We start from the raw sequence: 25,783 nt of genomic DNA on the forward strand, positions 1-25,783 counted from the left end.
CATTTTTATAGAAGGTTGGTGGTAGGATTTCGCACCTTGTGTTTGATGTTGGTCGTAGAAAGGGCGCTTTTGGTGGTTTTAAATCTACCAAAATACTGCCCTAACTACGGTTGGCCCATATCAATGTCTGATGGTAGTGAAGTGCCTGTGGGGCGCATCCTATCATCCAACTATAAAATAATAGATGTTGTTTGCTTTATGAAAAATCAAAATACAGCTCCAGAAAAATCCTTATCTGCTCCGTTCGTTTATCCGAACATGAAAATCGCGTTTATCTTATTGATTACCTGTTTTGCTGCATGGGGCGTTGCCGCCAACATGACAGATCCTTTGGTAAAAGTGTTTAGCAAAATTTTTACCATGAGCACCTTTGAATCGGCTTTAGTACAGTTCGCTTATTATGGCGCGTATTTCTGCTTGGCGATTCCTGCTGCGTTTATTAATGCCCGTTACTCTTATAAAGCGGGCGTGTTGACAGGATTAGGCTTGGCGATTTTAGGTGCCTTGGCGTTTTATCCTGCCAGTGTTTCGATGACGTATGGTTTCTTTTTAGCTGCCTTGTTTATTTTGGCAGCAGGCTTGTCTATTTTAGAAACCTCGGCGAACCCTTTTGTGATGACCATGGGGCCAGAAGGCAGCGCAGCGCGTCGCTTGAACTTAGCTCAGGCGTTTAACCCAGTTGGTACCAATATTGGTGTATTCCTTGCCGCGACATTGATTCTTCCCAACTTAAACACAGCAACGGCTGAAGAAAGAGCCAGCATGGCACCAGAAATGTTGCTTAGCATTCGTGCGGATGAATTAAACAGCGTGATGACACCTTATGTCGGCATGGCGTTTGTGTTGATGATCATCTGGGCGCTTATCTATTTTATGCGTGTGCCTAAATCGGCTAATAAGGTCAATGTTGATGAAGTGCAGAAGATTGATTTTGTAGCGACACTGGGACGCTTGCTTGCTAGAAAGCAATACCGCTGGGGCGTGGTTGCACAGTTCTTCAACGTGGCAGCGCAAACCTGTACTTGGACCTTTACCATTCAATATGTGCAAGAAACACTTGGCGGTACCGAAGCCAGTGCGTCTGATTACTTGCAGTACAGTTTGATTATTTTCTTGGTATCGCGCTTTGTGATGACTTGGTTGATGGGCTTTTTCCGTCCAGCTGTGTTGTTAAGTATCTTGGCTTTATTGGGCAGTGCTTTGTGTCTTTATGCTGTGATGGTGCCAGGTGTAACCGGTGTTTGGGCTATCGTGTCTATTTCGGCTTGTTTGTCTTTGATGTTTCCAACGATTTACAGCATCGCGTTGGACGGTCTTGGTAGTGATACTAAATTCGGTTCTGCGGGTTTGGTCATGGCTATCTTGGGTGGTGCCGTGATGCCATTGATCCAAGGCGCGACTATCGATGAGTACGGCGCGATTTTTTCATATGTTGTGCCTGCCGTTTGCTTCTTGGTTGTAGCGGCTTACGGTATGTTCTCAGTGAAAAATACCTCTGTTTAAGATATTTGGTTTTAAACGCTGATTAGAATGAATGCTAAAGAGCCTCGCGGATGCGGGGCTTTTTTTGTTTGCTGACTTTGTGTTTCAACTCGTTTGTTATGGTCCATTGTTGTGCAAAACCACCGCTCGGCTTGGAAAAACGAGGGATTTGCATGGATACACACCCTGATTTGATACCAAGGATCGATAGAGTGACTTCATCCTGCATTTTTTTGAATACTTGGCTAGTAAGCAACTGAGTAAATGGTTAGCGCTCTTAAAAGTTGAATGTCTTATAAGATTAAGGCCCCTAGCACTCGCATCAGACAGCATACAAGTATTGATTTAAAAGTTAGGACGCTAAGTGCTAAAAGCGGATATGGAAAATCCATATCCGTTTTTAAATTAGGTTTACCTAAGCAAAATAGGCAGAGGTAAAAGCCGTTTGCAAAAGAGCTTTATGAACTAGTTATTCAGTGGTCCTGCAAATCTAACTTCAGGAAGTCCTGCAGAGAACATTTCCTCCGCTTTTATCAGCATGCCATCACTGTCTGTCGGTTTATCTAGGCCCACCTTCGCACTTGTACAATAAAGCGTTTCATAACTTGGTCCCGCTAACACTGGGCAAGTGGTTTGAACACTGGGAGACTGGATGACTCGGTCAACGTTTCCGGTATCAGTGTAACGTACCACTCGGCTACCGCCCCATTCGGCATTCCATAAATAGCCTTGCGCATCAATGCAGGAGCCATCTGGCGCACCACCGTCTTCGACTTTTACAAAAATGCGCTGATTATCGAGAGACGGATAGTCACAGCAGAAAATCTGACCCTGCATAGAATCGCTGTAGTACATGGTGCCGCCGTCTGGGCTGAAACAGATACTGTTTGGAATGACGACGGCAGGTAATGCCAGCGTTTCTGTTTCCAAAGTAGCAGCGTTCAGTCGATGAAATTGTCCGCATTTTTGAACATAGTCACCGTCCAGCATGGAGCTAAAGACAAAGTTGCCAGAGCGATCGCACCGTCCATCACCGATACGCGTCCCCGTCATACCAGGTGATGATGCTACAGGGGTTAACACCTCCGTATTCAGGTCATAAAAAGCGAGCTGTGACGCTAGCCCTATAAGCAAAACATCCGCTTTCCCAGTTAGCGCAAACGATCCAGCGCGTTCGGGTAGAGACCAGCGTTTGACGATACCGCTTTCTTCTTCAAAGGCGAGCAGCTCACTACCCTCAATATCTGTCCAGAATACTCTGCGTGTTTTTTCACACCAGAGTGGACATTCTCCCAACGCATTATTAACATCAGTAACGATTGAAAACATTTTAATTCTCCAGAGGCAACATTATAGTGAACCGATGCTTGCAGACACCCACAAGCCGTTCACTTCTATCCGTGTAGAAAACGTTCGGATAACTTGTCGCCGAACAACATAATGGCGAGTCCGATCAACATGACCAGCATTCCGCCAAGTTTCAGCCCCGAAACGGGGCGTCGGATGGAACCCAACAAACCAAAGTGATCTATGACCTGTGATGACAGCAGCTGCCCGACAATAGCCAACCCGAGCAAAGCTGAAAAACCAATTTTTGGGGCCAGCACGACATAACTAAATAATGCACATGCGCCGATAACACCACCCACTAAAGTCCACAATGGTTGCGACGGAATGGCGGCAAGCGAGGAGAATAAGCCTCCTCGCAGCAGTGAATAAATCCCAAGGCAGAACGCTCCAGCCGAGAAAGAAAATAGTGCAGCAGTGACAGAGTCACCACCCAACCCTTTTGCTAACTGACTGTTCAAGGTTGTCTGCAACGTGATACCCAGACCGGCAGCAAAAGCAATTAAGTAATAGATCATGCTCATCGGTATTCCCCTATTAGTTAGCCTGCTCTAAAGGCAGAAAAACGTCAGCAAATACATCAGACTGATAGCCAGACGCAGCAAACAGATGCTCTAGGGATTCATCAATGGCAGCACGAAGACGCTCATTGTCGACACCCAAAACTTGACCCTTCTGTTTGACGATACGACCAGCGATTATCACGGTATCAATGTTGCTACGTTCCGTTGCATGCACCACGGTGCCAAAAGCATTACCGGACGGGTAAAGGTTGATGTCATTGGCGTTAATCAAGATCAGGTCTGCTTGTTTCCCCGGCGTCAAACTGCCAATTTTGTCCTGCAAACCGGCACAAGCGGCACCATCAACGGTGGCGGATTTAAGAAGCTGAGCGGCTGGAAGCGTTGTCTGCATATGATCATGATCAGAACCACAGTGCTTCTGCTGATGCATGCCCATGACTCGTTGTAGATAAAATGCCACACGCATTTCCATAAACATGTCAGTACTGTAAGAGGTTTCATTATCGACACTTAGTCCTGGGCTAATGCCATGACGCTGCGCAGCTGGCATAGCGAACATACCGTCTTCGATGCCATAGTGTGAATCAGAGCGTGGGCAGACGTTTACTCGAACACCCGCTTCACGCAGGATTTTCCATCCTTCATCAGGCAGTGACGTGCAGTGATTGAAAATATTATCTGGACCAAGAAGACCTTGCTGATGCAGTGGTTCAAGTTCATCCGCCATCAAAGAGCCAAAGAACTCAGTCACAATAGGTAACCCTAATCGACGAGCTTCGGCCCATAACTCTGGCTCCAACTGAGCCATGACGCCAAGAGAAACAAGGCTGTCAGGGTTATTCGTAAAGTATTTTTCCTGCAAGCGTTGCCAGTTACCTGGCCAGTGCGCTTTATCCCATTCACCAGCAACGGGCGCACCCGAGGCATGTATGGCGCGAATGCCTGAATCAAGTAGGGCCTCAACGGCGGCATCTGAATGTTCAGCGGTGCGGCTGTTATGAGAATTGTCTATGACAGTAGTGATACCCGCGTCAATGCAGCCCAGAGCCGTCAGCAAGTTGCCGATATAATTATCCGCTGGACGATAGTATTTGGCGAAAGAGAAGTGCGTGGCGTTACTATAGTCTTCCAAACAGGTGGCATTAGGGTTGATGCGGCGTAATTGGCCTTCCCACGAGTGACGATGAGAGTCCACCATACCCGGCATGGCAATGATGTTGGTAGCATCAATGACATGGGCGCCCTCTGCATCTAGATTCTGTCCCACAGCGGTAATGGTAGATCCAGTAATAAGAATATCACCACACTCAATATTACCTACCTTCTCATCCATGCTCAGAATCGTTGCCCCACGAATCAAGGTTTTAGGGGGAGTTGTAGTCTGATTATTAACAATATTTCTTACGTAATCGGTCATCTTTAATTCACCTTTTTGAAATTTCGTGAAGCAAGGGTACGCAAAGTGACTATTCGCAAAAAGACAGTTAAACTGTTTTCATTATTCAATAATTACGAACAATTGCGCCATCGGTTGTGGCTCTTGGAAAAAGCATATGGATCGTATTCAAGCAATGCAGATTTTTGTTCGTGTGGCGGAAGCTGGGAGTTTTATCTATGCAGCGGAAACCTTGTCCTTACCAGCCTCGACGGTGAGTAGTACGGTTAAAAGTCTTGAAAAATATTTGCAGGTGCGCCTGCTGAACAGAACAACACGGCGCGTCAGCTTGACCACAGAGGGCGCGCAGTATTTGGCTCAGTGTTTGGAAATACTTAAATTAATTGAGCATACAGAGTCTAGCCTGACCGATTCCGTTAAACGGCCTCAAGGGCGTTTACGAGTTGATATGCCTGGCGGTATTGCCCATTTTGTCATCATGCCAAATCTGCAAGACTTTTACAGACGCTATCCGGATATCTATCTAATGATAGGGGTTAATGACCGACAGGTAGATCTTGTTCAGGAAGGCGTAGATTGTGTCATTCGAACTGGTGAGCTTAATGACTCTACGCTCGTTGCACGACCGCTTGGTCGATTTCGCTGGGTGACATGCGCTTCTCCGGCCTATCTCGAAGAGAAAGGGATTCCACAGACGCCAGAAGATTTATCTGACCACCGAGCCGTTCATTATTTTTCAGGGCATGCTAAGCGAGCGAATGAAATGAGCTTTGTTAGCGGCTCTGAAAAAATGTCAATCCCGGTTAGCGGGGCAGTGGCCGCCAATGAGACGGGGCTATACATAAAAATGTGTCTTGAAGGGTTAGGGCTGGTGCAGCTTGCTGAGAAGGTGGTATCTGAACACCTAGAAGAAGGCCGACTCGTTGAAGTTTTGGCGGACTGGCAACCTGTGTCCGTACCGGTTAATTTGCTCTATCCGCATCAACGTTTTCTATCGCCAGCCGTACGGGCATTTGCCGATTGGGCAACCGAGCTTATCAGTGACGATAATTCGTCCATCTGATCGACAAGAGCAAACACCACTTTTTCTGTACTAAGATGACGGTGTCATATTTATCTGTGTAACCGTAATTTCGCTAATACGGGAGAGAGTTATCTCCCGTATCTGATAAATATGGGTTTAACGCATCGATGGAGCCGGTTCAAGATGGACGTTTCGCCCAGCCATCATGCCAGTACACGCACCAGCAACAGCGATAGCTGCCGTAATTAACAGCGGTGCAGTCCAGCCGCCCGTCCAGTCGTGCACTTGACCTAGCAATAAGGGGCCTGCTGCCGCCATGAGATACCCGACACACTGTGCCATTCCTGACAGAGCAGCCGCGTCGCCAGCATTCTGCGTACGCAGTACAACGAAAGTCAAACCTAGCATCATGCAGGCACCAGAGCCAAAGCCCAGAAGCGCAGCCCACAAGATGGCGAACTCTGGCGCATAAATAAGCCCGATAAACGATAAGGCAACCAACAGGCTGGTTGTTACGGCCGCCAGTTTCTGATCTTTTAGGCGGCGCAGCGTGGCTGCTAGTATTAACCCCGGAATGGCTGTGGCCAGTTGAAGTGTCCCATGTACGGAGCCTGCTTCAGTGGCGGATATACCATTATCCATCAGAATAGTCGGTAACCAACCTACAGCGACATAAAAAGGCATCGCATTGAGCCCCATAAACAGTGTGACCTGCCATGCTAGAGGCGATTTCCAGACGGCTACTGTCGCTGATTTTTTCGGATTGGACAGGCTCACTGGCTCATGCTTTTTAAGCTGCGGCAACCACACAATAAGCGCAAACAGCGGGGCTGCAATTAATAAAGTCAGCGCAATGTTCCAGCCCCAAACCTGTGTTAAAGGAATCATGATGGCAGACCCTATCGCACCCGCTGCCCCCATCGTAATGGAATACGCCCCTGTCATGGAGGCAACGTTGGCTGAGAGGTCGCGTTTAACTAGACCAGGCAGCAGTACGTTACCCAAGGCAATCCCTGTGCCTATTAGTATTGTACCTAGATATAAGGCCCACACACTTCCTGTAGAACGCAGCAAGATTCCTAAAGAAATGATTGTCATTGCAGCAAAAAGTGTACGTTCTAGTCCGAACTTTCGGGCAACAGGTGCACTCAGTGGTGAGAATGCAGCAAATGCCAGCAATGGTAATGAAGTAAGCAGACCGACGGCCGAGGAGCTTAAGCCGAAATCACTTTGGATAAGCGGCAGAACGGGCGCTATACTGGTAAAAGGAAGCCGCAGGTTAACCGCAATAAAAAGAATTCCCGCCACAAGTGCAATGGTATTCCACTTGTTTTTAGTGTCTAACATATTCTCTAACCTTCTTTACTTTAGAAAAAAAAGCACTATAAAGTATCAGAAGAGCGTAAAATATAGACAATATGACAGGTGATATCTAAATTATGCCAGATTTTAAAAAGACGGTTTCCTCACCGGAAGACTTCGATTCCGATGAGTTCATGCAGGCAGCCGTTGCCTTACAGATCGAACCTGACCTGAAGCATTCCGGTGTTAGACCGCATCACCACCGCAAGGGTCAGTTGATCTTGTCTTTGCATGGTGCGGTGAGCTGTGAAGTACAAGACGCACTATGGCTTGTGCCTCCTCAGCACGCGGTCTGGATCCCAAGCGGCACCCCTCACAGCTGCCGAATCACCCAAAACGCCAGCACCTGCTTTTTGTTTATTGAGCCTAGTGCGGCAGTGATGCCCGACACATGCTGCACCCTTGCCATAACGCCTCTTGTACGAGAGTTGGTTCTGCATCTTGCTGAGCAGGATCCCGCTTACCCTTCAGAGGGTAAAACAGCCCGTCTTGTTGCAGCGCTTCTCGAACAGCTTTCTGATGCGCCGCTCAAAGAGCTGCATCTACCCATATCAGACCACCCCAAAATTAGACACATTGCCGATGCACTTTTTGCAGACCCTAGTGACCGTACCACTTTACGTCAGTGGGCGGCCAGACTTGCAACCAGTGAGCGATCGCTCGCTAGACTGGTGGAAAATGCTACCGGATTGAGCTTCGGGCGCTGGCGTCAGCAGCTGCATCTGATGATCGCACTGAGTCAGTTGGCAGAGGGGAAATCGGTGCAAAGTGTCGCGGGAAATCTGGGGTATGATTCTGTAAATGCCTTCATCACTATGTTCAAAAAAGCACTGGGTAAATCGCCTACCCAATATTTTTCCTCGCTGCGATAATGAATTTGGGGTCAGATCAAAAACTAACCTGTTGGTGTGGTTCCGTGATGTATATTCTTTAAAATACTCAGTGGCATCATGAGCCACAGTATCTCTAGTTTCTTGATCTGACCCCAAGACTTCCAAGACTTCAATAGACAAGCAACGTCCCCAATGATTTACAGATTCGCGTTGGACGGGTGCCATTGATCTAAGGCGCGATTATAGATGAGTACGGCGAGGTTTTTCTTATGTTGTATTGTATCTGTAGTTTGCTTCTTAGTTGTAGCGGCTTACGGTATGTTCCCAGTGAAAAATACCTCTGTTTAAGATATTTGGTTTTAAACGCTGATTAGAATGAATGCAAAAGAGCCTCGCGGATGCGGGGCTTTTTTTGTTTGTGACTTTGATCTCTTACTTCTTTATGATTCTTGTTCACTAAAACCCATGTCGAAACGGCTGTGCTAAGTTTTAGTCAGATGATTAAGGATGTTAATTTGCTATGTATTTGTCGAATAGAGCGGAAATATTAGAAGAAGAAAGCCGCATATTTGCCCATTCTGTGACTCAGTGTGATTTGCATCACCACGATGCACATGAATGCTTGTGGGTGGTAAAAGGCCGTATTCGTGTTCAGGTAATGGATGAAATACTGCTTTTGCAGGAAGGCGATGTTTTGTTTATTAATAAAGCGTTGCCTCATGCGACACAATCGACCGAGGAAGATAATCTCGTTCTTTGTTTGCAATATAACTTTGTTGGAGTGGCGCTAGATACTTCCCCAATGAAAAGCTGGAGTCTAGTTCAGAAGAGTATGTTGCCTGAAATTAAACGACTAATGGCGCATTTGTGGTGGGAGCAGCACTATAAAGCGGAACATTGGCAACAAGCGCAAGCCAGTTTTCTTGCTCAACTTGGTTTGCTGTTTGTTCGTTATTTTCCTTCAATTAATGCAATTAAAACGGACTCTCTGGAATCTACGTTATTGATGAATGATCTTTTGCGTCAGATAACCTTGCGCTACCAAGAACATATTTCTTTATCCTTGCTTGCCGAGGAGCGTGGGCTGTCAGAAGCCTATTTAAGCCGCTATTTTAAAGCCAAAGTAGGTGAGACTTTTTTACGCTATTTGACGCTTTATCGATTAGAAAAAAGTTTGTCAGACTTAGCTCAGAAACCTAAAAAAGCCATATCAGATATCGCTTTAGACCACGGTTTTCCTTCTGTAAAAGCGTTTAATACAGCCTTTCGTCGAGAATACGATTGTACGCCGACGGAGTTTCGTCTTAAGCGGGAACCGGTGAATTTAGTGAGTATTGGGCAGGCTTATGCAGGGGTAGATTTGGTTTTATTGAAGCAGCGAATTATGCCGTGGTTAGATAGGCAATTCTTGTACCTTTAAAGGTCTCTTTTTTTAAATAGTGTCTGCCATGTCAAAAAACGGCTAATGAAGAGGTCAAAAATAGGATAGCGTGCCTGCGATTAATTCCCATAATGAATGAAAACAATAAATATAAATAAGGTTTCATTATGAAGAAGTTATCGTTTTTCGATAAGGTTAGTTATGGCTTTGGTGACTTAGCCAGTAATGTGGTGTTTACGGCGGTTGGCACCTATTTGATGTTTTTCTACACCGATGTGTATGGCCTTTCTGCTGCAGTTGTTGGGACGTTGTTTTTCGTCACGCGAATGTGGGATGCCATATCTGATCCGATTATGGGCATGATAGGTGATCGAACTCAAACTCGATTTGGCAAATTCCGCCCTTACTTACTCTATGTTCCTATTCCTCTGGCGATTGTCGCTGTACTCACGTTTACGACGCCTGATATGGGTGAGTCCGGTAAGATCATCTGGGCGTTTGTGACCTATATCCTATTGATGACACTCTATACCGCCATCAATATTCCATATTCTTCTTTGCCTGCTACCATATCGGACAGCCCTGTTGAGCGTGGTCAGATGGCATCGTTTCGCATGGTATTGGCGTTTACTGGTGCGTTAATGGTGAATGCAAGTACTTTGCCTCTGGTTGAATTCTTTGGTAACGGTAATAAACAGCAGGGCTTTCAATACACTCTGATGTTGCTTAGTGCCGTCATGATTGTGATGTTCTGGTTGTGTTTTTCGCGCGTCAAAGAACGTGTTCCAATGATCAAACAGCACTCTTCTTTAAAAGACGATTTCGCCGTGGTGATTAAAAACCGTGCTTGGTGGATCACCATCTTAATGGGCATTCCTCTGTTTACTTTTACGATCATGCCATTTGCTGTGGGTATGTATTATTTTACTTATATCGTGGGCGACGCTAGCAAAGCAGGTATGTTTTTTACCATGGCCAGCCTAGGGATGATCGTAGGTTCCGCTTTGATGTCTCAGTTAGTTAAACGTTATTCAAAGCGAAACCTAGTGATTGTAGGTGCACTGTTGAGTATGTGTTTGATCAGTAATTTATACTGGGTTGATCCAACAGATGTGTATGTGATTTATGCCATTATCTTTTTGAATCAGCTGTCAAAAGGCATAGCCGCTTCATCATTGTGGGGGTTGGTTGCCGACACTGCAGATTATGTTGAGTGGAAATCAGGGCGCCGTGTGGTTGGTCTGTCGACCAGTTCAGCAACCTTTTCACATAAGTTTGGTATGGGGCTAAGCGGAGCATTGGTTGGCATTGGGTTAAGTCTTGCAGGTTATCAGGCAGGGGTGGAACAAACGGCAGAATCCGCTCAGATGATTTTACTTTTCATGAGCTTAATTCCTGCCTTTGGTGCTGGTTGTATTGCCTTTATTGCTTACTTTTATCCGATTACGCAAGCCATAGAGGACACTATGCAATCTGAATTACGAGTGACTCGCGATGCGAATCGAGCTAACTAAAGAGTACTGAGATTTTATTATGAATGAAGCATTCCGTAACGCACCGTTTTTTCTAGGTGACAATGAGCTCGCTTGGGTGGATGAAACCTATTCAAAGCTAACGTTAGAGCAAAAAGTAGGGCAACTGTTCAACCTTATTGTTAGAGCAAACTCTGCGGAAGAGTTGTCTCTTATCGATACCATTCAACCTGGTGCTATTACTAAGTTTGTTGGGCAAGATCTTGATGCTGAAGTAAAGATGATGAATCAGTTGCGTAGCCATTCTAATGTACCGCTTTTGGTGAGTGGCGACTTGGAAGGCGGCGGTATGAGCTTTCCGTTTGGTGCCCAAGTGCCTAATCAACTTGGTCTTGCTGGATTAAAAGACGAGAGTGCAGTGGAATACTGTACTAACGTGATTGCACAAGAAGCAAAGTTGCTGGGAATTAATTGGTCATTCACACCGGTTGTCGATATTAATGCTAAGTTTCGCAGTGCCGTCGTAGGCACTCGATCTTACGGTAGTGACGTGGATATTATTGAAACCATGAGCTGTTCTAATATCAATACATTCCAAAAAAATGGCATAGCGGCAACGGCGAAACATTGGCCTGGTGAAGGTTTTGATGATCGTGATCAGCATCTAGTAACAACCGTTAATCCGCTCACTATGCCGGAATGGGAAGAGCGTTATGGGCGGCTTTATCGCAGTGCGATTGATAGCAATGTGATGTCGATCATGTCGGCACATATTGCATTGCCTGAATATGTAAAGACTCATGAAAATAACCCTGAAGAATGGTGGCGACCAGCCAGTGTGAGTAAATTGCTTAATGAACAACTCTTACGTAGAGAGCTGGGCTTTAATGGCTTAATTGTCTCAGATGCTACTGTCATGGCGGGTTTGAGTAGCTGGGCTAAACGTGAAGATGTGGTTGCTGAGATCATTGAAAACGGTTGCGACATGCTGTTGTTTTGCAAAGACCCTGTCGAGGATTACGCTTACATGCTCAAAGCGGTGCGAGAAGGTCGAGTTTCTGAAGTGCGCTTAGAGCAATCTGTGCTGCGTATTTTGGCGATGAAAGCCGCTTTGGGGTTGCAGCATAAACAGGAAGAAATCAGCGCTGATAAATTTAACGCACTGTTGGCTTCTGACTACGCCGATAAGATACCTGAGTTAAATCGTCGTACTGTACATTTGGTGAAAAATCGCCATGATATTTTGCCAATCAGTCCAGCGAAACACAAACGCGTTTTAGTGATATCAACAGGAATCAAAAACATTTTTGTGCCTGAAGCTATACCACTTCATGTACCTAAAATGTTGGAAGATGAAGGTTTTGAAGTCACTGTGTTTGAAGCCGGAATGGCATTGGATACGAAAAACTATGATTGGGTGCTTTATCTCAGTGCGGATGAATCTATGTTGGTGAAGTCGCATATCTATATTGATTGGATGGCTTTGCATGAAGGCTTTGGTAACGCCATGTATCGTCCTTGGGTTGATATTCCAACGGTAATGGTGTCATTTGGGCATCCTTATCTTTTATATGATGCACCTAAAGTACCAACCTACATCAACGCGTACAGTCCTTTATTGGAAGTGCAAAAAGCCGTAGTTGATGGAATCGTTGGGCGTTTGACGTTTAGTGAAACGACAGCGATAGATCCGTTTTGTGGGTTAGAGCAATTACGTTATTGATTGGGGGATAGGAGCTATGAATAGCCGTCAGTATTATGCTGACGGCTATTCATAGAATGACTACTTGGCTTTAGCCTGAGGCTTTTTCTGTCAACTTCAATAATTGTTCTTTGATGATTGGGCCAATGATACTGAGAGGTTCAGAATCCAGCATATCTTGATGTCGACAGGAAATGCTATGAGTCTCTATCTTGCCAGAGGTTCTTGAACTCCAAGCATTGGATTGATGCTCTAGAATATTCCCCATAGAGCCATTAGCACTTTCTTCAGCGACAAAGAACAATAGGTCGGCATTAACTTTCCCTGGTTTGAAGCGACCAGCGAGCGTTAAGTTGTTTTCGATAATAGCTTGAACTCGGTCCATAATATCGGCTTGGCTTTTCTGAATGTCTTGAACCACAGACATGGATGAATCATCGTAGTCTCGCCAAAGGAGCGATGCTAACTCTTCTTTGTTAATAGGTAGCTTTTCTAGTGTACTAAGGTCATAGCCAAGAAATAGTAGGGCGGCTCTAACAATGTCTGCTTCGTTTTGTGGCTGTTGATAACCAATTTTGTATGGGTAACTGTCTAGCATGCACAAAAAAGATACTGTTTCACTTTGCGCTTGCAGTTTTTCAGCAATTGCATGGGCAACCAAACCACCAAATGACCAGCCTAGTAGACGGTATGGTCCTTGAGGTTGAACGCGCTTAATTTGTAATAAATACTCTTCAGCCATTTCTTCTATGGATTCAGGTAAACGTGCCGCATGACGTAATCCTGTTGCTTGTAAACCATATACTGGGGTTGATTTGGACAGATGGCGCAGGAGTCCCGCGTATCCCCAAGAAAGGCCGAGAGCTGGATGAATACAAAACAGTGGAGAATCCGTGCCACTGGATTTGATAGGAAGTGTGCTAATCATCGGATCCCAATCTTCGCTTTTACTTAAGTAATCAGAAAGATCAGCAATAGTGGAAGCTTTAAACAGAACGCCTAATGGCACTTCAATTAATAAGTTCTTCTGGATGTGATTTAAAATCCTTGTTGCAGATATGGAATCACCGCCAATTTCAAAAAAATTATCGCGGATGCCAACAAGAGTTAGCCCCAGCGTTTCCGCCCAAAGGCTCGTGAGCATTTCTTCTAATTGATTTCTTGGTGGCTCATAGCTATTTGATGCTTGCCAAGTCGGCAATGGCAAGGCTTTACAGTCCACCTTTCCATTCGGTGTTAATGGTATTTCATTTAGCAACATGAAGTGCGCAGGCACCATATAATCGGGAAGCACATTAATTAGCTGGCGACGAAGTTCGCTGGTGTCAAGATTCTTGTCTACTGGTATAACGTAAGCCGCCAGCTGCTTGTCTCCATTGGGAGAGGTTTGTGCAACAACTATGGCTTGAATAACCTCACGGCATGCCAGCAGAGCGGATTCAATATCGCCCATTTCAATACGGAAACCACGGATTTTGATTTGATGGTCGTCGCGACCTTGGTACTCCAGTATGCCATCTTGTCGCCAGCGAGCTTTATCTCCAGTGACATACAGACGGCTTTCTTCGTCACCGTAGGGGTTTGGTAAAAAACGCTCGTTTGTCAAGTCTGGACGTTGGTAATAACCTAGTGCTAAACCATCACCTGCAATATATAAGTCACCTGTCACGCCGACTGGAACAGGTTCCATTGCATGGTCTAAAACATACATTTGAGTATTTAGCAGCGGTCGACCGATTGGAGGGTTGCGAAGGTCCGTTTGTTCTGTAAGGGGCATAATGCTTGACCAAATCGTTGTTTCTGTTGGTCCGTATAGGTTGACAACAGGGTGACCAAGTTTTGCCATTGTTTGAGCGAGTTGACCTGGTAGCGCTTCGCCTCCAACCAAAGGTCGGATGCCATTTAATTCATTGTTGTATGTCGGTAATAATGCTTGCCAAAGAGATGGGGTAGCTTGAATCAATGTTGCGTTTTCTTTGACGGCAAGCTCTGTTAAGGCTTTAGGGTCGCGGACGGTTTTTCTATCTGCAATGACGACGGATGCTCCAAGGGTCAATGGTAAAAATAATTCAAGAATGGAAATGTCGAATGAAATGGTTGTCACTGCTAAGAACTTATCTTTACTCGTAAGATTTAGTTCTGCTTGCATGGCGTGTAAGAAGTTCATCAAAGCATTATGAGGAATTTCTACACCTTTAGGACGTCCTGTTGAACCAGATGTATAGATAACATAGGTAGTGCTATTTCCTTGGATTGTAATTCCAGTAGGGTGAGTCACGCGGCTGTCTAAGGAAATATCGGAATGTGGCTCATCAATGAGTATTATTGGCGTATTTACTTTGGGGAGCTGACTAATGGCACTATGACAGCTGAGTATTAATTTTGGCTTAGCGTCTTCAACTATGCTGCGAAGGCGTTCTTCTGGAAAATCTGGGTCCAGTGGTAAATAAGCCGCTCCAGCTTTTAATGTGCCGAGCAAAGCAACAAGCATGTCTGTGTTACGAGTGAGCGCTATCGCGACCAAATCACCGGGGCAAACTTGTTCTTTTATCAGTTTATTTGCCCACGCATTAGACAATGCGTCTAGCTCTGAATAATTTAATGCGCTTTGTTCAGAGCATACTGCCAAAGCTTTCGGAGTGTTTGCAGATTGACTATTAAATGCTTCAACCACAGACTTTTGCGGGATAGGGCACGCCGTGTCGTTCCATTTATACAGAATTTTATGGCGTTCGCTTTGGGTTAGTAGCGTTGCCTTACTGATAGGATTGCTGGGTGCTACTATCATCCCATCTACTAGGCGTTCGAATTGAGTTAAGTGATTTTCTAATTCTTGTTCGGTATAACGAGTGGGGTTGGCATCAAACTCTACCTTTAGTCCATTGTTGTCATTTCTATCGAAGATGAAAACAGTAAGGTCATCGATTAAGGCATTACTTAAGTTATGTAGAGAGGTTGAGCACTCGCCGAATGTTAAGTCATAGTCAAAAGGCTCTATATTGACGCCTAACGACGCAATTTGCTGTCCAGCAGACATTAAGCCTAGTTCCCGTTTTAGGTCCTCGTAACGATATTGTTGATGACGTAACGCTCTAAGTACCACTTTAGATACTTGGGTAATTAACTCTTCCAGCGTGATTTCTGTTGATAAGCTTAGTCTTATAGGAACGGCGTTGGCCATCATACCTGGTGTGTTGCGTTGTAATCGTTGCGTTCTTGCTGTAACAGGCATTGCAAAAATTAGATCATTGGCACCTGTCATTCGGTAAAAATACGCGGCAACAAGCGCAATAAGCGTTTGCGGTAGGCTTGCGTTTACTTGTTGGCCAATCGTAATCAGTTTATCTTTTAATTCTTGAGATAAAGTAAGTGATTTACGTAACTGCTTTTGATTCTGAGAAAGATCGATTCTTTGAGAAAGCGATGTGGTTTCAGGTAAGTTAATTAGATTTCCTAACCAGTATTGGCGATCTTTTTTGTAACGCTTAGAAGACTTGTATTCACGTTCGCTTTCGACAAGTGCTGCGATAGAGCTAAAAGGAGTTGGACTAATATCATTATTATTCAGCAGCGCATTGTATATTTCAACGAGTCTTAGAGTGAGTAAATTCCCTCCAAAACCATCAAGTGCTACATGATGGCAGCGGTGGTACCAGTAATAGTGGTTTTCATCTATTTGAACTAAAGCGCTACGCCATAGCTTATCATCTGGTTTGTTGAGTGGCTGCATCATATCAGCCGTCATCCATTCCACTGCGGCTTGATGAGGATTGCTGGCTGAACTGAAATCAAGTAAAGAAAAATAATCTTCGTCTGAAGATTGAATTATTTGAAAAATTTCGTCATTTTCTTCAACAATGTGACTACGAATGCAATCTGCTTCGCTAATGAGTTGTTTTATAGCGGAAGTAAAGTGAATGACATCAATGCCCCCTTTAATTTCGACATATTCTGCAATATTAAAGGCAGTATTTTTAGGGGCTAATTTTTGGGCGATCCATTGTCCACGTTGAGCTGTGGAAAGAGGTAACGTAAATGATTGTTTTGAAAACGGTTTTTTTAAACCATGGGAATTATCATGACTTATAATCATTTGTTTGCTCCTGCAAAAATATCATCCATGTGAATTACGTGATTATTTCATACGTAATATTTACTTAATTTAACATAACTCTATCTTATAATTAAGTATATTAAGAAAACTTTACATATATATGAATATAAGTGTTGAAAAATAATTTTTTGATGTGAAAGGTTGTGGTATCAGCGCGAGAAAACCATGTGTTTGTTTTTGGTATGACTTGTTACTTGTAGGAAAAGCAGTATCCCTGACAGCATCCCAAATCCAGCTAATCCAGACCAAACCCAAGCATGATCTATGTTTGTTGAAGATAACAGCCAACCGGTACTGATGTTGCCGATAAATGCGTAAATACCGCCTATACAAGAATACAAACCGTAATGGCTGCCTAGTTCGTTGGCAGTACAAAATTTAGGGATATAAGCGCCTAGTAATGGAAAAACCAGCATAGAGCCGAGACTAAAAAAGATCGCGCAAATAATAAAGGGCAATGCGGGTAGCCAAACTAGGCTAAGGTTGAGCCATAAGTAGCTAGAACCCATAATTGCCATACCTAATCCAATACCGCGCGCTGTACCTAAGCGAGATTCTACAAATCGACTAACCGGCATTTGCATTAACACTCCCATGATGGAAGAAGTTGCAAATACCCAAGTAATGATACTGACGTTTTGAGTAACGGTACGAATTTCATGAGGGACGGCGATATACAGCTGGTGGAATAATAAATGGTAGACTGAAGAGCACAGTACAAATTGCATAAAGGTTTTATGCGTAAGCATTTGTCCCCATTGTTTCCAAAACCGCGAATGCGTGTGTGTTGTGTTTTTTTGTGATGTCAATTCAGGTAAAAAGCGCCACTGGATAACGAGTAATAAAGTAAATAATCCTGAAGAGATGACGCCAACTAAAGCGAAGTCGAAGTATAGTAAAGATAAGCCTACTAATGGACCAAGTAACATTCCTGCGCCAGACATTAGATTCTGTAGTGCGAATACTTTATCTCTGGCCTTTTGTTCGGGGTATTCGGAGGCTAAATAGGCTTGACTGCTCGGAGTAAAAAGTGCGCCGGCAAAACCAGAGCAAAATGCCCCTATTAATAAAATGGGGACGGTTTGTCCAATACCTAGCAAGGTAAAGCCAACAATTCGAACAGCACACCCAATTAAAATCAGTGGTTTGTAGCCTAACCTATCACCTAAGGTGCCACCTACCAAAAACATACCTTGTTGGCTTAATACTCTAAGCCCGATGATCACACCAACATACCAGCCGCTGATACCTAAATTGTGCTGTAAATGATCAGCTAAATAAGGCAACAACATATAAAAGCCAAGATTGAATGTGAAACCATTGATCACCAATACTCTTCCCGCTGGAGAGAGTAGTGCCCAGTCTTTTATCAGGTGTTTAGAAAACATGATGTTATTTATTGATGCCCTAATAAAATACAGTGAAGCAAGAGTATGGAGTCTAAGTAAGTTTCGCGTTGATTCGAGTGTTTAGAACACACCGTCTGCGACTTTTTTTAGTTGTTCTGCTGGTTCTTTGTTCTTGATGGTAACAGGGCGACTGTTCCGAATGGTACGGACAAAAGGAATCCCAGAGGTATCTTTGGTAACTTCAGCGCGAACATTGTAAACGTTTTGCACTAGACTAGGTGTTAGAATGTCACTTGGATGGCCACTGGCAACCAGCTCACCGTCTTTAAGAACCAATAGATTATCCGCGTATTGGGCCGCAAGATTAAGGTCGTGAAGGACCATCAAGGTAATCCAGCCTTGTTCTTTTGTTTGAGCATCTAAATGATCTAAAAGAACATGTTGGAAATGTAGGTCTAATGCACTAACAGGCTCATCCAGCATGAGTATTTTGGGCTTTCTCATCAAAGCTTGAGCAAACAAAATCATCTGGCATTGACCGCCACTGAGTTTATTTACTTGTTTTTCGGCAAGATGAAGTAAACCAATTTTATCTAGAGCCGACAAGGCTTCAGCAATTACGTTATCGTTTAAGCGAAACCCTAAAGTGTCTAATTGCCCAAGTAATACGACCTCTAAAACACTTAATTCCACATCGAGACGAATGTCTTGAGGCATGTAGCCAAATTCTTTACGCCACTGAGATAACTGCTTGCGTTGTAAGGTTTGGTTGGAAAAAGTGATCTGGCCTGATGCAGCCTGAATATCGCCAAACAAGGTTTTTAATAACGTACTTTTGCCTGTGCCGTTTGGCCCAATAATTACGTTTACTTTACCTGGTTCTAAGGCAAACGACATATCATTGGCTAGAACGAGTTTATCCAGAGAGACGTTAAGGTTAGTTACTTGCAACATAAATTAGCGCCTTTTGCCTAAAATTAGCCAGAAAAAGAAAGGTACGCCGATGATGGCTGTAACAATACCAATTGGGAAAAGGGCACCGGGCACAATTACCTTAGACAGTACTGATGCGCTAGAGAGTAAAAAAGCCCCAATAATAAAGGATAGTGGTAAGAAAAAACGCTGATCTTCACCCACTAAAATCTTTGCGATATTGGGGGCTACAATGCCTACAAAACCGATAATGCCAACAAAACTTGTGACGGTTGCGGTCATGACAGCAACGATCAGCAGAGTTCGTAACCTGAGCTGAGTGATATTAACACCAAGACTTTTTGCTCTTTCTTCACCTAATCTTAATGCGGTTAGTTTCCATGCGTCGCGAATTAAAAAGAACATGCAGACGACAGTGACACCAATAATGATAGAAAGATTAGACCAAGAGGCTTTTGATAAGCTGCCGAAAAGCCAGAATAGAATTTGCTGGCTTAGTTCTGGTGAGGATATAAATTGCACAAGCGACAACAAAGATTGAAAAAGGAATAATAAAGCGATTCCAGCCAATATAAGCTGTCCTGAGCTAATGTGTCTCATAGTGGCCAGAGCAAACAAAAACGCAGCAGCTAGCATACAACAAACAAATGCTCCTAGTGGAACTGCAATGTTGGTGTTAATTCCCAATGAGCCGAAATATAACATCATTGCAGCACCAAAACCGGCTGCAGCCGCCATGCCCAATGTATATGGGCTTGCCATAGAGTTATTAAGTAGGGTCTGCATTTCTGCGCCACCAACACCTAACACACCACCGACTACGACAGCCATAATGGCGATTGGAAGGCGTAAGTTAGAGACAATGACTTGTGTTGTTGCATCTACTTCAACAGGGAAACCAATTAGGTTGAGTAGGGCATTCGCAACATCTTTTATATTCAGTAAAGATGGCCCTGTTGCAATATCCAATACAAAAGAAAAGACGAGAACGGTGAGTAAGATGCTGATGACTGACCAACGACGTTTTTCACTTCGTCGTTGCTTTGATACGGCATCAGAGATTAAGGCTGATTGCATTATTATTTACCAAGAATTTGTGTACTTTTGATGTGTCGCTCTAGTCGGGCTATGTAATTAATAGCGTCACTTGAAATATCTGCTGCTTCTAGACGTTTAACATTTGTATCAAGCCCTAGAAATGGCCAATCTCATAATTATACGCAGATCCATTAACGAGCTATTTTGTTGAGAATTATTTCTGTTTGGAATCTTACGGATAGATGAGAATTAATCAAGAACTTTGTTACGATTTAAAGTGCATTTAAGAGTCATTTCAACATAGAGTAAAAAATGGACCTAAACAGGGCTAGAAAGGAGAGAGCGTATGCTCCTCCTTCATAGGCTTGAGTTGAGACGTATTACTCTGATATTTGGGCGGTAAAGGTGCCTGTTGGCATGACGGGTAAATACTTTTTATAAAAGTTTAAGTATTCTTGTTCTGGGTCTATGTCCTTGAATAAGCTTGGGTACATAGATTTAGCGATAAATTGAACCATAGAGGCATCTAAAATAGTACGAGAAGCGCCTTGGTAAATACCGTATACGCGGTTGTTTTTTACTGCTGGCATTTGTTCCCATCCCGTGCGAGTTTTATAGCCCGCGAGACGAGATTCTGCCAGTTTTCTATCGACACCTTGCCCCATGGCTATTGCATCGCCTGTCATACCTGATTCAGTGCCTGCTAGAAATACAACTTCAGGTCGTGAAGCCAGAACTTGTTCTGGATTCATTGGTCCCCACCATTCCACAAATGGCGCTGCAATATTATCGCCACCCATCATGGTAATGACAGCTCCCCACATATTTTTGCCATAAGTAAAGCTATATTGGCTTGGACCTTTATTGCCAAACTCAACATAGGTGCGTGGTTTTGGTAAATTAGCGGCTTTTATACGCTGTAAGGTAGATTCTATAGTATGTTGATAGTCATCTGCGATTTCTTGAGCACGTTTTTCTTGCCCAGTTAATTCACCAATAATCTGTGTACTCTTGATGTGACGCTCTAGTGTTTGGGCATTGTAATCGACAACAACAATTGGAATACCAGCATCTTCTAAGCGCCCGACATCAGTGCCAAGGCCTTTATATTGCCAATCTGCTAGAAGAATAACACTTGGTTTAAGGCTTATGACTTTTTCAATAGAGAAAGTTTGAGCTTCTACTTCACCAACATCAGGAATATTCTTTAGTGAGGGGCGATAATTAGTATAAAGGCTCCAACTTGAGGGGCGCCATCCTTCCCAGGTGTCACGAGAGATGCCAACTACATTATCTAGTGCTTTTTCAGTGCCTATGGCCATGTAATCTTCAGCGTAAAAACCTAAGATGACACGCTTAGCCGGTAAGTCTAGTTCAACTTTTCTGCTCAATACGTCGTTAATGACTGTCATTTTTGCTTGAACGGAACCAGCAAAAATAGAGATACCTAAAGCTAAAATAAGCAGTACACGTGGATTCATTAATGAATGCCCTTTTGTTGAGAATGATTTTTGTTTCGGATGTTACGGATAGGCGAAAAATTAGCAAGGTTTTTGAGTATATTAATAAGATTTAAGCTGCATTTAAGGATCATTACTGAGGTGTAGTGAATGAGCTAACATAGAGTGAGAAAGGTTTTATATTTAAAGACCTTTGTTGATGGCGTGAAAAGGTATCTTAGAAGTTAATTGGTTATGTGAACGGTAAACGTCCCTTCAGGTGTGACGGGTAAATATTTTATATAAAAGTTTAAGTATTCTTGTTCTGGGTCTATGTCCTTAAATAAGCTTGGGTATAAAGACTTTGCCACAAATTGAACCATTGCAGCATCTAATATAGTTCGGGACGCGCCATGATAGACTCCATAGATACGGTTATCTCTAATGGCTGGCAAATTTTCCCAGCCCGCGCGTTCGGTAAAACCTTTTAAACGAGATTCTGCCAGTGTTCGCTCAATACCTTGCCCCATCGCCATGGCGTCTGTTTTTACCCCCGATTCGGTGCCTGAAAGGAAGATGACTTCGGGTTTTGAATCTAACACTTGCTCAGGGTTCATTAACCCCCACCACTCGATATACGGTGTGGCAATATTGTCACCTCCCATCATAGTTACAATGGCCCCCCACATATTTTTTCCGTACGTCACACTGTACTGACTAGGGCCTTTATTTCCATTCTCAACATACGTTCTAGGCGGTGGTAATTTGGCTGATTTGATACGTTTTAATGTTGTCTCAATTGTGTTTCTATATTCCGCTGCAATTTTTTTTGCGCGTTTTTCTTGTCCCGTTAGCTGGCCAATAATGAGCGTGCTGCTGATGTGTCGCTGTAATGTTTGGGCGTTATAGTCAATGACAACAATGGAGATTTCCTCTTTTTCAAGGTCTGCAATTTTTGTTCCTAAGCTTTTATATTGCCAATCAGCTAGCACAACAACACTTGGTTTTAGGTGGATCACTTTGTCAATGGAAAATGTTTGATTTTCAACTTCACCAATGTCTGGGATGTCTTTTAACGAAGGGCGATAATTTGTATAGAGATTCCAATTGGCCGGCCGCCAAGCTTTCCAGGTATCTCGTGATAGGCCGACGACGTTATCAAAAGCACTTTCAGTGCCAATGGCCATGTAATCCTCTGCGTAAACTCCTAAAACGACTCTTTGTGCAGGTAATTCCAGTGCGACTTTTCGACCTAAAACGTCATTAATGACGGTCATTTTCGCTTGGGTTAGCCCAGACAAAAAAAACACCACTAAAATCAGTGTAAGTTTAAGAAGTTGATTCATAGAGTACTCTTTAGCTAAGAATGATTTTTCGATTTCCCTATGCTCAGTATGAGTGCCAGAGCACTTTAAAATTGATTATCTTTTAAAATGCTCTCTATTTTTAATAGTACGCTTACGGATAATTTACAAGTGTTTATTATCTCTTTAATTGAAAATGATTATCAATAAGGATATATTTCTTTTTGATAATGGTTATCATTACAGGAGATATTATGGACATTACCTTCCCTGAACATGCCAATGCTTTAGTACCGGATCGGTCGCAAGATGATGTGTTTTTATTTAATTCGAATTCCAATCTTGTGCGTACTAATGGTATTCGCCAACGTATTGCTATCCCTCTGCTGAGTAATACCTTCCATCAAGAAGTCCAGGCTGTCTTTCAAAGAGAGCAGGCTCGAGGAAGGCGTAATCCCATTTTAGTAGGGGCTATTCCATTCGATATGAATCAGCCGGTTCAACTGGTGGTGCCTGAGTGGCATGAAAGAGTGAAGCCTCTGGATCGTAGCTTGTCTCCATTTGTCGATAAGGACTTTATTCATCATGCTAGTGAGCAAAGCTTTGCTCCAAATTATGTAGATTTTTTAGATATGATAGAGCAGGCACTGTCTACCTTTGAAAACAGTCCTTTGAAGAAAGTTGTTTTATCTAAAATACTAAAGTTAACCTTAGATAGAAGTGTTGATGTGCCTCGTTTATTAGCCAATATAATGGCGCAAAACCCAAGTGCTTATCACTTTAGTGTTCCCCTTAATAATCGTGTTTTAATTGGCGCGAGCCCTGAATTACTGATTAGGAAGCAGGGTAATAAGATATTCTCAAACCCATTAGCAGGGTCTGCAAAACGCTTAATTAACCTTGATGCAGATCGACAAGCAGCAAAAACACTTTCAAATTCAGCAAAAGATCAGTATGAGCACCGCCTTGTTGTTGATGCAATTCGAGCAGCACTATTGCCTGTAGTAGAAAGTCTTAAAACGCAAGAAGTGCCCAGTTTAATCTCGACACCAACTATGTGGCATTTATCAACGGACATTGAAGCAACACTTCCCACCGTAAACCCACCTTCCATGTTTGATCTTATTAAACAAATACACCCAACGCCGGCCATGTGTGGCACACCAACTGTGTCCGCGCAGCATCATATTGCAGCGCTAGAGCCCCATCAGCGTGGGTTTTTCAGTGGCTTAGTTGGCTGGTGTGATGCAGAAGGTAACGGTGAATGGGCTATTGCCATACGTTGTGCCGAAGTATTAGGTAACAAAGTGACCTTATTCGCTGGAGCTGGGGTTGTGCCTGATTCAAATCCAGAGAGTGAGTGGTTAGAAACCAGCGCTAAAATGCGCACCATGCTGAATGCATTTGGAATAAAGGAAGATGTGATATGAGTATTGCTTTTACGCCTTGGCCAGAATCGTTTGCCAAGAAATATCGGGAAAAGGGTTATTGGACTGATCGGCCATTACTGGATTTAATTGACATCGCACCACAAGAAAATGTTGCAGTTATTTGTGGTGAAAGATCGTTGAACTATCAAGATTTGTGCTCTCAATCCAAACGATTAGCTGTGTATTTTCAGGATCTCGGTTTACGAGCTGGAGATACTGCATTAGTCCAGCTTCCTAATATTGCTGAATTTTATGTGGTGTTTTTTGCGCTTATGCGTCTTGGCGTTGCTCCTGTGAACGCATTGTTTAGTCATAACAAAATGGAGTTAACCGCTTACGTCACACAAATTGAACCAAAGATTATCGTCGCCAGTGACGAACATGCTTTGTTTCATGATGGTGCTTTTTTCAACACATTGAATGTATTGTCAAAAGAATCGCAGCACGCCCTGATTGTTGGGAAATCAGAATGGACTGAGACTCTTGAAAATGTACTTGCTTCATCGACAAGTACATTATTAACAGCAGTGCCAAGTAATGCAGATGAGGTGGCATTTTTTCAGCTTTCTGGTGGCAGTACAGGTACACCAAAGCTAATCCCAAGAACCCACAACGATTATTTTTTTAGTGTACGCCGCAGTGCAGAAATCTGTCATTTTACGGCTACCACAAAGTATCTTTGCGCGTTGCCTTGTGCGCATAATTTTCCTCTTAGTTCTCCTGGTGCCTTTGGTGTTTTTCATGTTGGTGGATGCGTTGTTATGTCACCAAGTCCTGACGCGAGTACGTGTTTCGAATTAATCGAACGCCATCAAGTGACTGTTACTGCTTTGGTTCCTCCTGCTTTGGCTTTGTGGCTACAAGCGGCACCGTCCAATAATTCGTCTTTATCTTCTTTGCAGCTAATGCAGGTTGGTGGTGCAAAACTGAGTGAAAACCTTGCTCGACAAGTACCCGAAATATTGGGCTGTCAGTTGCAACAGATTCTTGGTATGGCGGAAGGTTTGGTGAACTACACCAGATTGGATGATGACATTGAGACAATAGTAACCACACAAGGGCGTCCCATGTGTTCGCTTGATGAGGTGAAAGTACTTGATGCCGAGGGCGAAGAAGTTGCTGCAGGGGAAATAGGCGAGTTGGCTACTCGTGGCCCATACACCATTCGTGGTTATTACAATTCACCAGAACATAATGCCAAGGTGTTTGATGAGGAAGGGTTTTATCATTCGGGGGATTTGGTATGCCGTAACGATAAAGGGTATTTGACAGTAGTCGGGCGTGATAAAGATCAAATTAATCGCGGTGGTGAAAAAATTGCGGCAGAAGAAATAGAAAACCTTTTATTAAAGCATGAGTTGATTATGCACAGTGCGCTTGTCTCTATGCCAGACAGTATGATGGGAGAAAAGAGTTGTGCTTTTATTGTTCCTAAAGTGGTTAGTCATGGCATGAAAAGTCTCTCTTTGCGTAAATATCTAAGAGGTCTTGGTGTGGCGGACTACAAAGTACCTGATCGGTTTGAATTTATTGACTCTCTTCCCCTTACTCCTGTTGGCAAGCCTAACAAGGTTGCATTACGGGAGTTGATACGCCAGCGCTTACAACATAACTCACAACTTACTTCTCAATTAGATAGAACACTATAAAAAG

General features: G+C 43.6%; 18 protein-coding genes. 8 read left to right on the forward strand and 10 right to left on the reverse strand.

The window, feature by feature from the left end; all coding sequences use genetic code 11:
- The first annotated feature begins 18 nt into the window (after nt 1–18).
- Nucleotides 19–1,503, forward strand: a complete 1,485-nt coding sequence (gene fucP, locus AC2A4J_RS07745) for an L-fucose:H+ symporter permease (protein ID WP_484175558.1) — start codon at nt 19–21, stop codon at nt 1,501–1,503.
- Between the two features lie 444 nt (nt 1,504–1,947).
- Here fucP and AC2A4J_RS07750 read toward each other — a convergent pair whose 3' ends face one another.
- The 3 genes from AC2A4J_RS07750 to AC2A4J_RS07760 form a co-directional block, all read right to left on the reverse strand.
- Nucleotides 1,948–2,811: an SMP-30/gluconolactonase/LRE family protein gene (locus tag AC2A4J_RS07750; protein WP_205115212.1), complete on the reverse strand. Its 864-nt coding sequence runs from the start codon at nt 2,809–2,811 to the stop codon at nt 1,948–1,950.
- A gap of 65 nt (nt 2,812–2,876) precedes the next feature.
- Complete coding sequence (locus tag AC2A4J_RS07755) at nt 2,877–3,353, reverse strand: DMT family transporter (RefSeq protein ID WP_255825341.1); 477 nt, start codon at nt 3,351–3,353, stop codon at nt 2,877–2,879.
- Nucleotides 3,354–3,366: 13 nt separating this feature from the next.
- Entirely contained in the window at nt 3,367–4,770 is a 1,404-nt protein-coding gene (locus AC2A4J_RS07760) for an amidohydrolase family protein (protein ID WP_484175559.1), read from the reverse strand.
- A gap of 136 nt (nt 4,771–4,906) precedes the next feature.
- Between AC2A4J_RS07760 and AC2A4J_RS07765 the strand changes: the two genes are divergently transcribed.
- Entirely contained in the window at nt 4,907–5,812 is a 906-nt protein-coding gene (locus AC2A4J_RS07765; protein WP_205115209.1) for a LysR family transcriptional regulator, read from the forward strand.
- Nucleotides 5,813–5,929: 117 nt separating this feature from the next.
- Here the strand turns inward: AC2A4J_RS07765 and AC2A4J_RS07770 are convergent, their stop codons facing one another.
- Nucleotides 5,930–7,081, reverse strand: a complete 1,152-nt coding sequence (locus AC2A4J_RS07770; protein ID WP_484175560.1) for a CynX/NimT family MFS transporter — start codon at nt 7,079–7,081, stop codon at nt 5,930–5,932.
- A 131-nt stretch (nt 7,082–7,212) separates the two neighbouring features.
- Here AC2A4J_RS07770 and AC2A4J_RS07775 point away from each other — a divergent pair, with 131 nt between their 5' ends.
- The 4 genes from AC2A4J_RS07775 (at nt 7,213) to AC2A4J_RS07790 (ending at nt 12,544) form a co-directional block, all read left to right on the forward strand.
- On the forward strand, nt 7,213–8,007 hold the full coding sequence (locus tag AC2A4J_RS07775; protein WP_484175561.1) for an AraC family transcriptional regulator: 795 nt from the start codon (nt 7,213–7,215) through the stop codon (nt 8,005–8,007).
- A gap of 481 nt (nt 8,008–8,488) precedes the next feature.
- Nucleotides 8,489–9,388 carry a helix-turn-helix transcriptional regulator gene (locus AC2A4J_RS07780; RefSeq protein ID WP_484175562.1) on the forward strand — a complete coding sequence of 300 codons (900 nt, stop codon included), beginning with the start codon at nt 8,489–8,491 and terminating at the stop codon, nt 9,386–9,388.
- A 128-nt stretch (nt 9,389–9,516) separates the two neighbouring features.
- Nucleotides 9,517–10,863 (forward strand): MFS transporter, encoded by a 1,347-nt coding sequence (locus AC2A4J_RS07785; RefSeq protein WP_484175563.1) that lies wholly within the window; start codon nt 9,517–9,519, stop codon nt 10,861–10,863.
- A gap of 19 nt (nt 10,864–10,882) precedes the next feature.
- Nucleotides 10,883–12,544 carry a glycoside hydrolase family 3 protein gene (locus AC2A4J_RS07790; RefSeq protein ID WP_484175564.1) on the forward strand — a complete coding sequence of 554 codons (1,662 nt, stop codon included), beginning with the start codon at nt 10,883–10,885 and terminating at the stop codon, nt 12,542–12,544.
- Between the two features lie 70 nt (nt 12,545–12,614).
- Here AC2A4J_RS07790 and AC2A4J_RS07795 read toward each other — a convergent pair whose 3' ends face one another.
- From AC2A4J_RS07795 to AC2A4J_RS07820, 6 genes are all read right to left on the reverse strand, one after another.
- Nucleotides 12,615–16,616: an amino acid adenylation domain-containing protein gene (locus tag AC2A4J_RS07795; protein ID WP_484175565.1), complete on the reverse strand. Its 4,002-nt coding sequence runs from the start codon at nt 16,614–16,616 to the stop codon at nt 12,615–12,617.
- 170 nt (nt 16,617–16,786) lie between these two features.
- Entirely contained in the window at nt 16,787–18,025 is a 1,239-nt protein-coding gene (locus tag AC2A4J_RS07800) for an MDR family MFS transporter (protein ID WP_484175566.1), read from the reverse strand.
- Between the two features lie 81 nt (nt 18,026–18,106).
- On the reverse strand, nt 18,107–18,940 hold the full coding sequence (locus AC2A4J_RS07805; RefSeq protein ID WP_484175567.1) for an ABC transporter ATP-binding protein: 834 nt from the start codon (nt 18,938–18,940) through the stop codon (nt 18,107–18,109).
- Nucleotides 18,941–18,943: 3 nt separating this feature from the next.
- Nucleotides 18,944–19,996, reverse strand: a complete 1,053-nt coding sequence (locus AC2A4J_RS07810; RefSeq protein WP_255825334.1) for a FecCD family ABC transporter permease — start codon at nt 19,994–19,996, stop codon at nt 18,944–18,946.
- A 341-nt stretch (nt 19,997–20,337) separates the two neighbouring features.
- On the reverse strand, nt 20,338–21,438 hold the full coding sequence (locus AC2A4J_RS07815; RefSeq protein ID WP_484175568.1) for an ABC transporter substrate-binding protein: 1,101 nt from the start codon (nt 21,436–21,438) through the stop codon (nt 20,338–20,340).
- Nucleotides 21,439–21,641: 203 nt separating this feature from the next.
- Nucleotides 21,642–22,742 carry an ABC transporter substrate-binding protein gene (locus AC2A4J_RS07820; RefSeq protein ID WP_484175569.1) on the reverse strand — a complete coding sequence of 367 codons (1,101 nt, stop codon included), beginning with the start codon at nt 22,740–22,742 and terminating at the stop codon, nt 21,642–21,644.
- Nucleotides 22,743–22,954: 212 nt separating this feature from the next.
- Here AC2A4J_RS07820 and AC2A4J_RS07825 point away from each other — a divergent pair, with 212 nt between their 5' ends.
- Together AC2A4J_RS07825 and AC2A4J_RS07830 are read left to right on the forward strand one after the other, a co-directional pair.
- Nucleotides 22,955–24,130, forward strand: a complete 1,176-nt coding sequence (locus AC2A4J_RS07825; RefSeq protein WP_484175570.1) for an isochorismate synthase — start codon at nt 22,955–22,957, stop codon at nt 24,128–24,130.
- A complete protein-coding gene (locus AC2A4J_RS07830; RefSeq protein ID WP_484175571.1) occupies nt 24,127–25,779 on the forward strand; it encodes a (2,3-dihydroxybenzoyl)adenylate synthase in 1,653 nt (550 codons plus the stop codon). Before AC2A4J_RS07825 ends, AC2A4J_RS07830 begins: the two co-directional genes overlap by 4 nt.
- Nucleotides 25,780–25,783 lie beyond the last annotated feature (4 nt).

This window comes from Marinomonas sp. ATLA20, assembly GCF_057180105.1.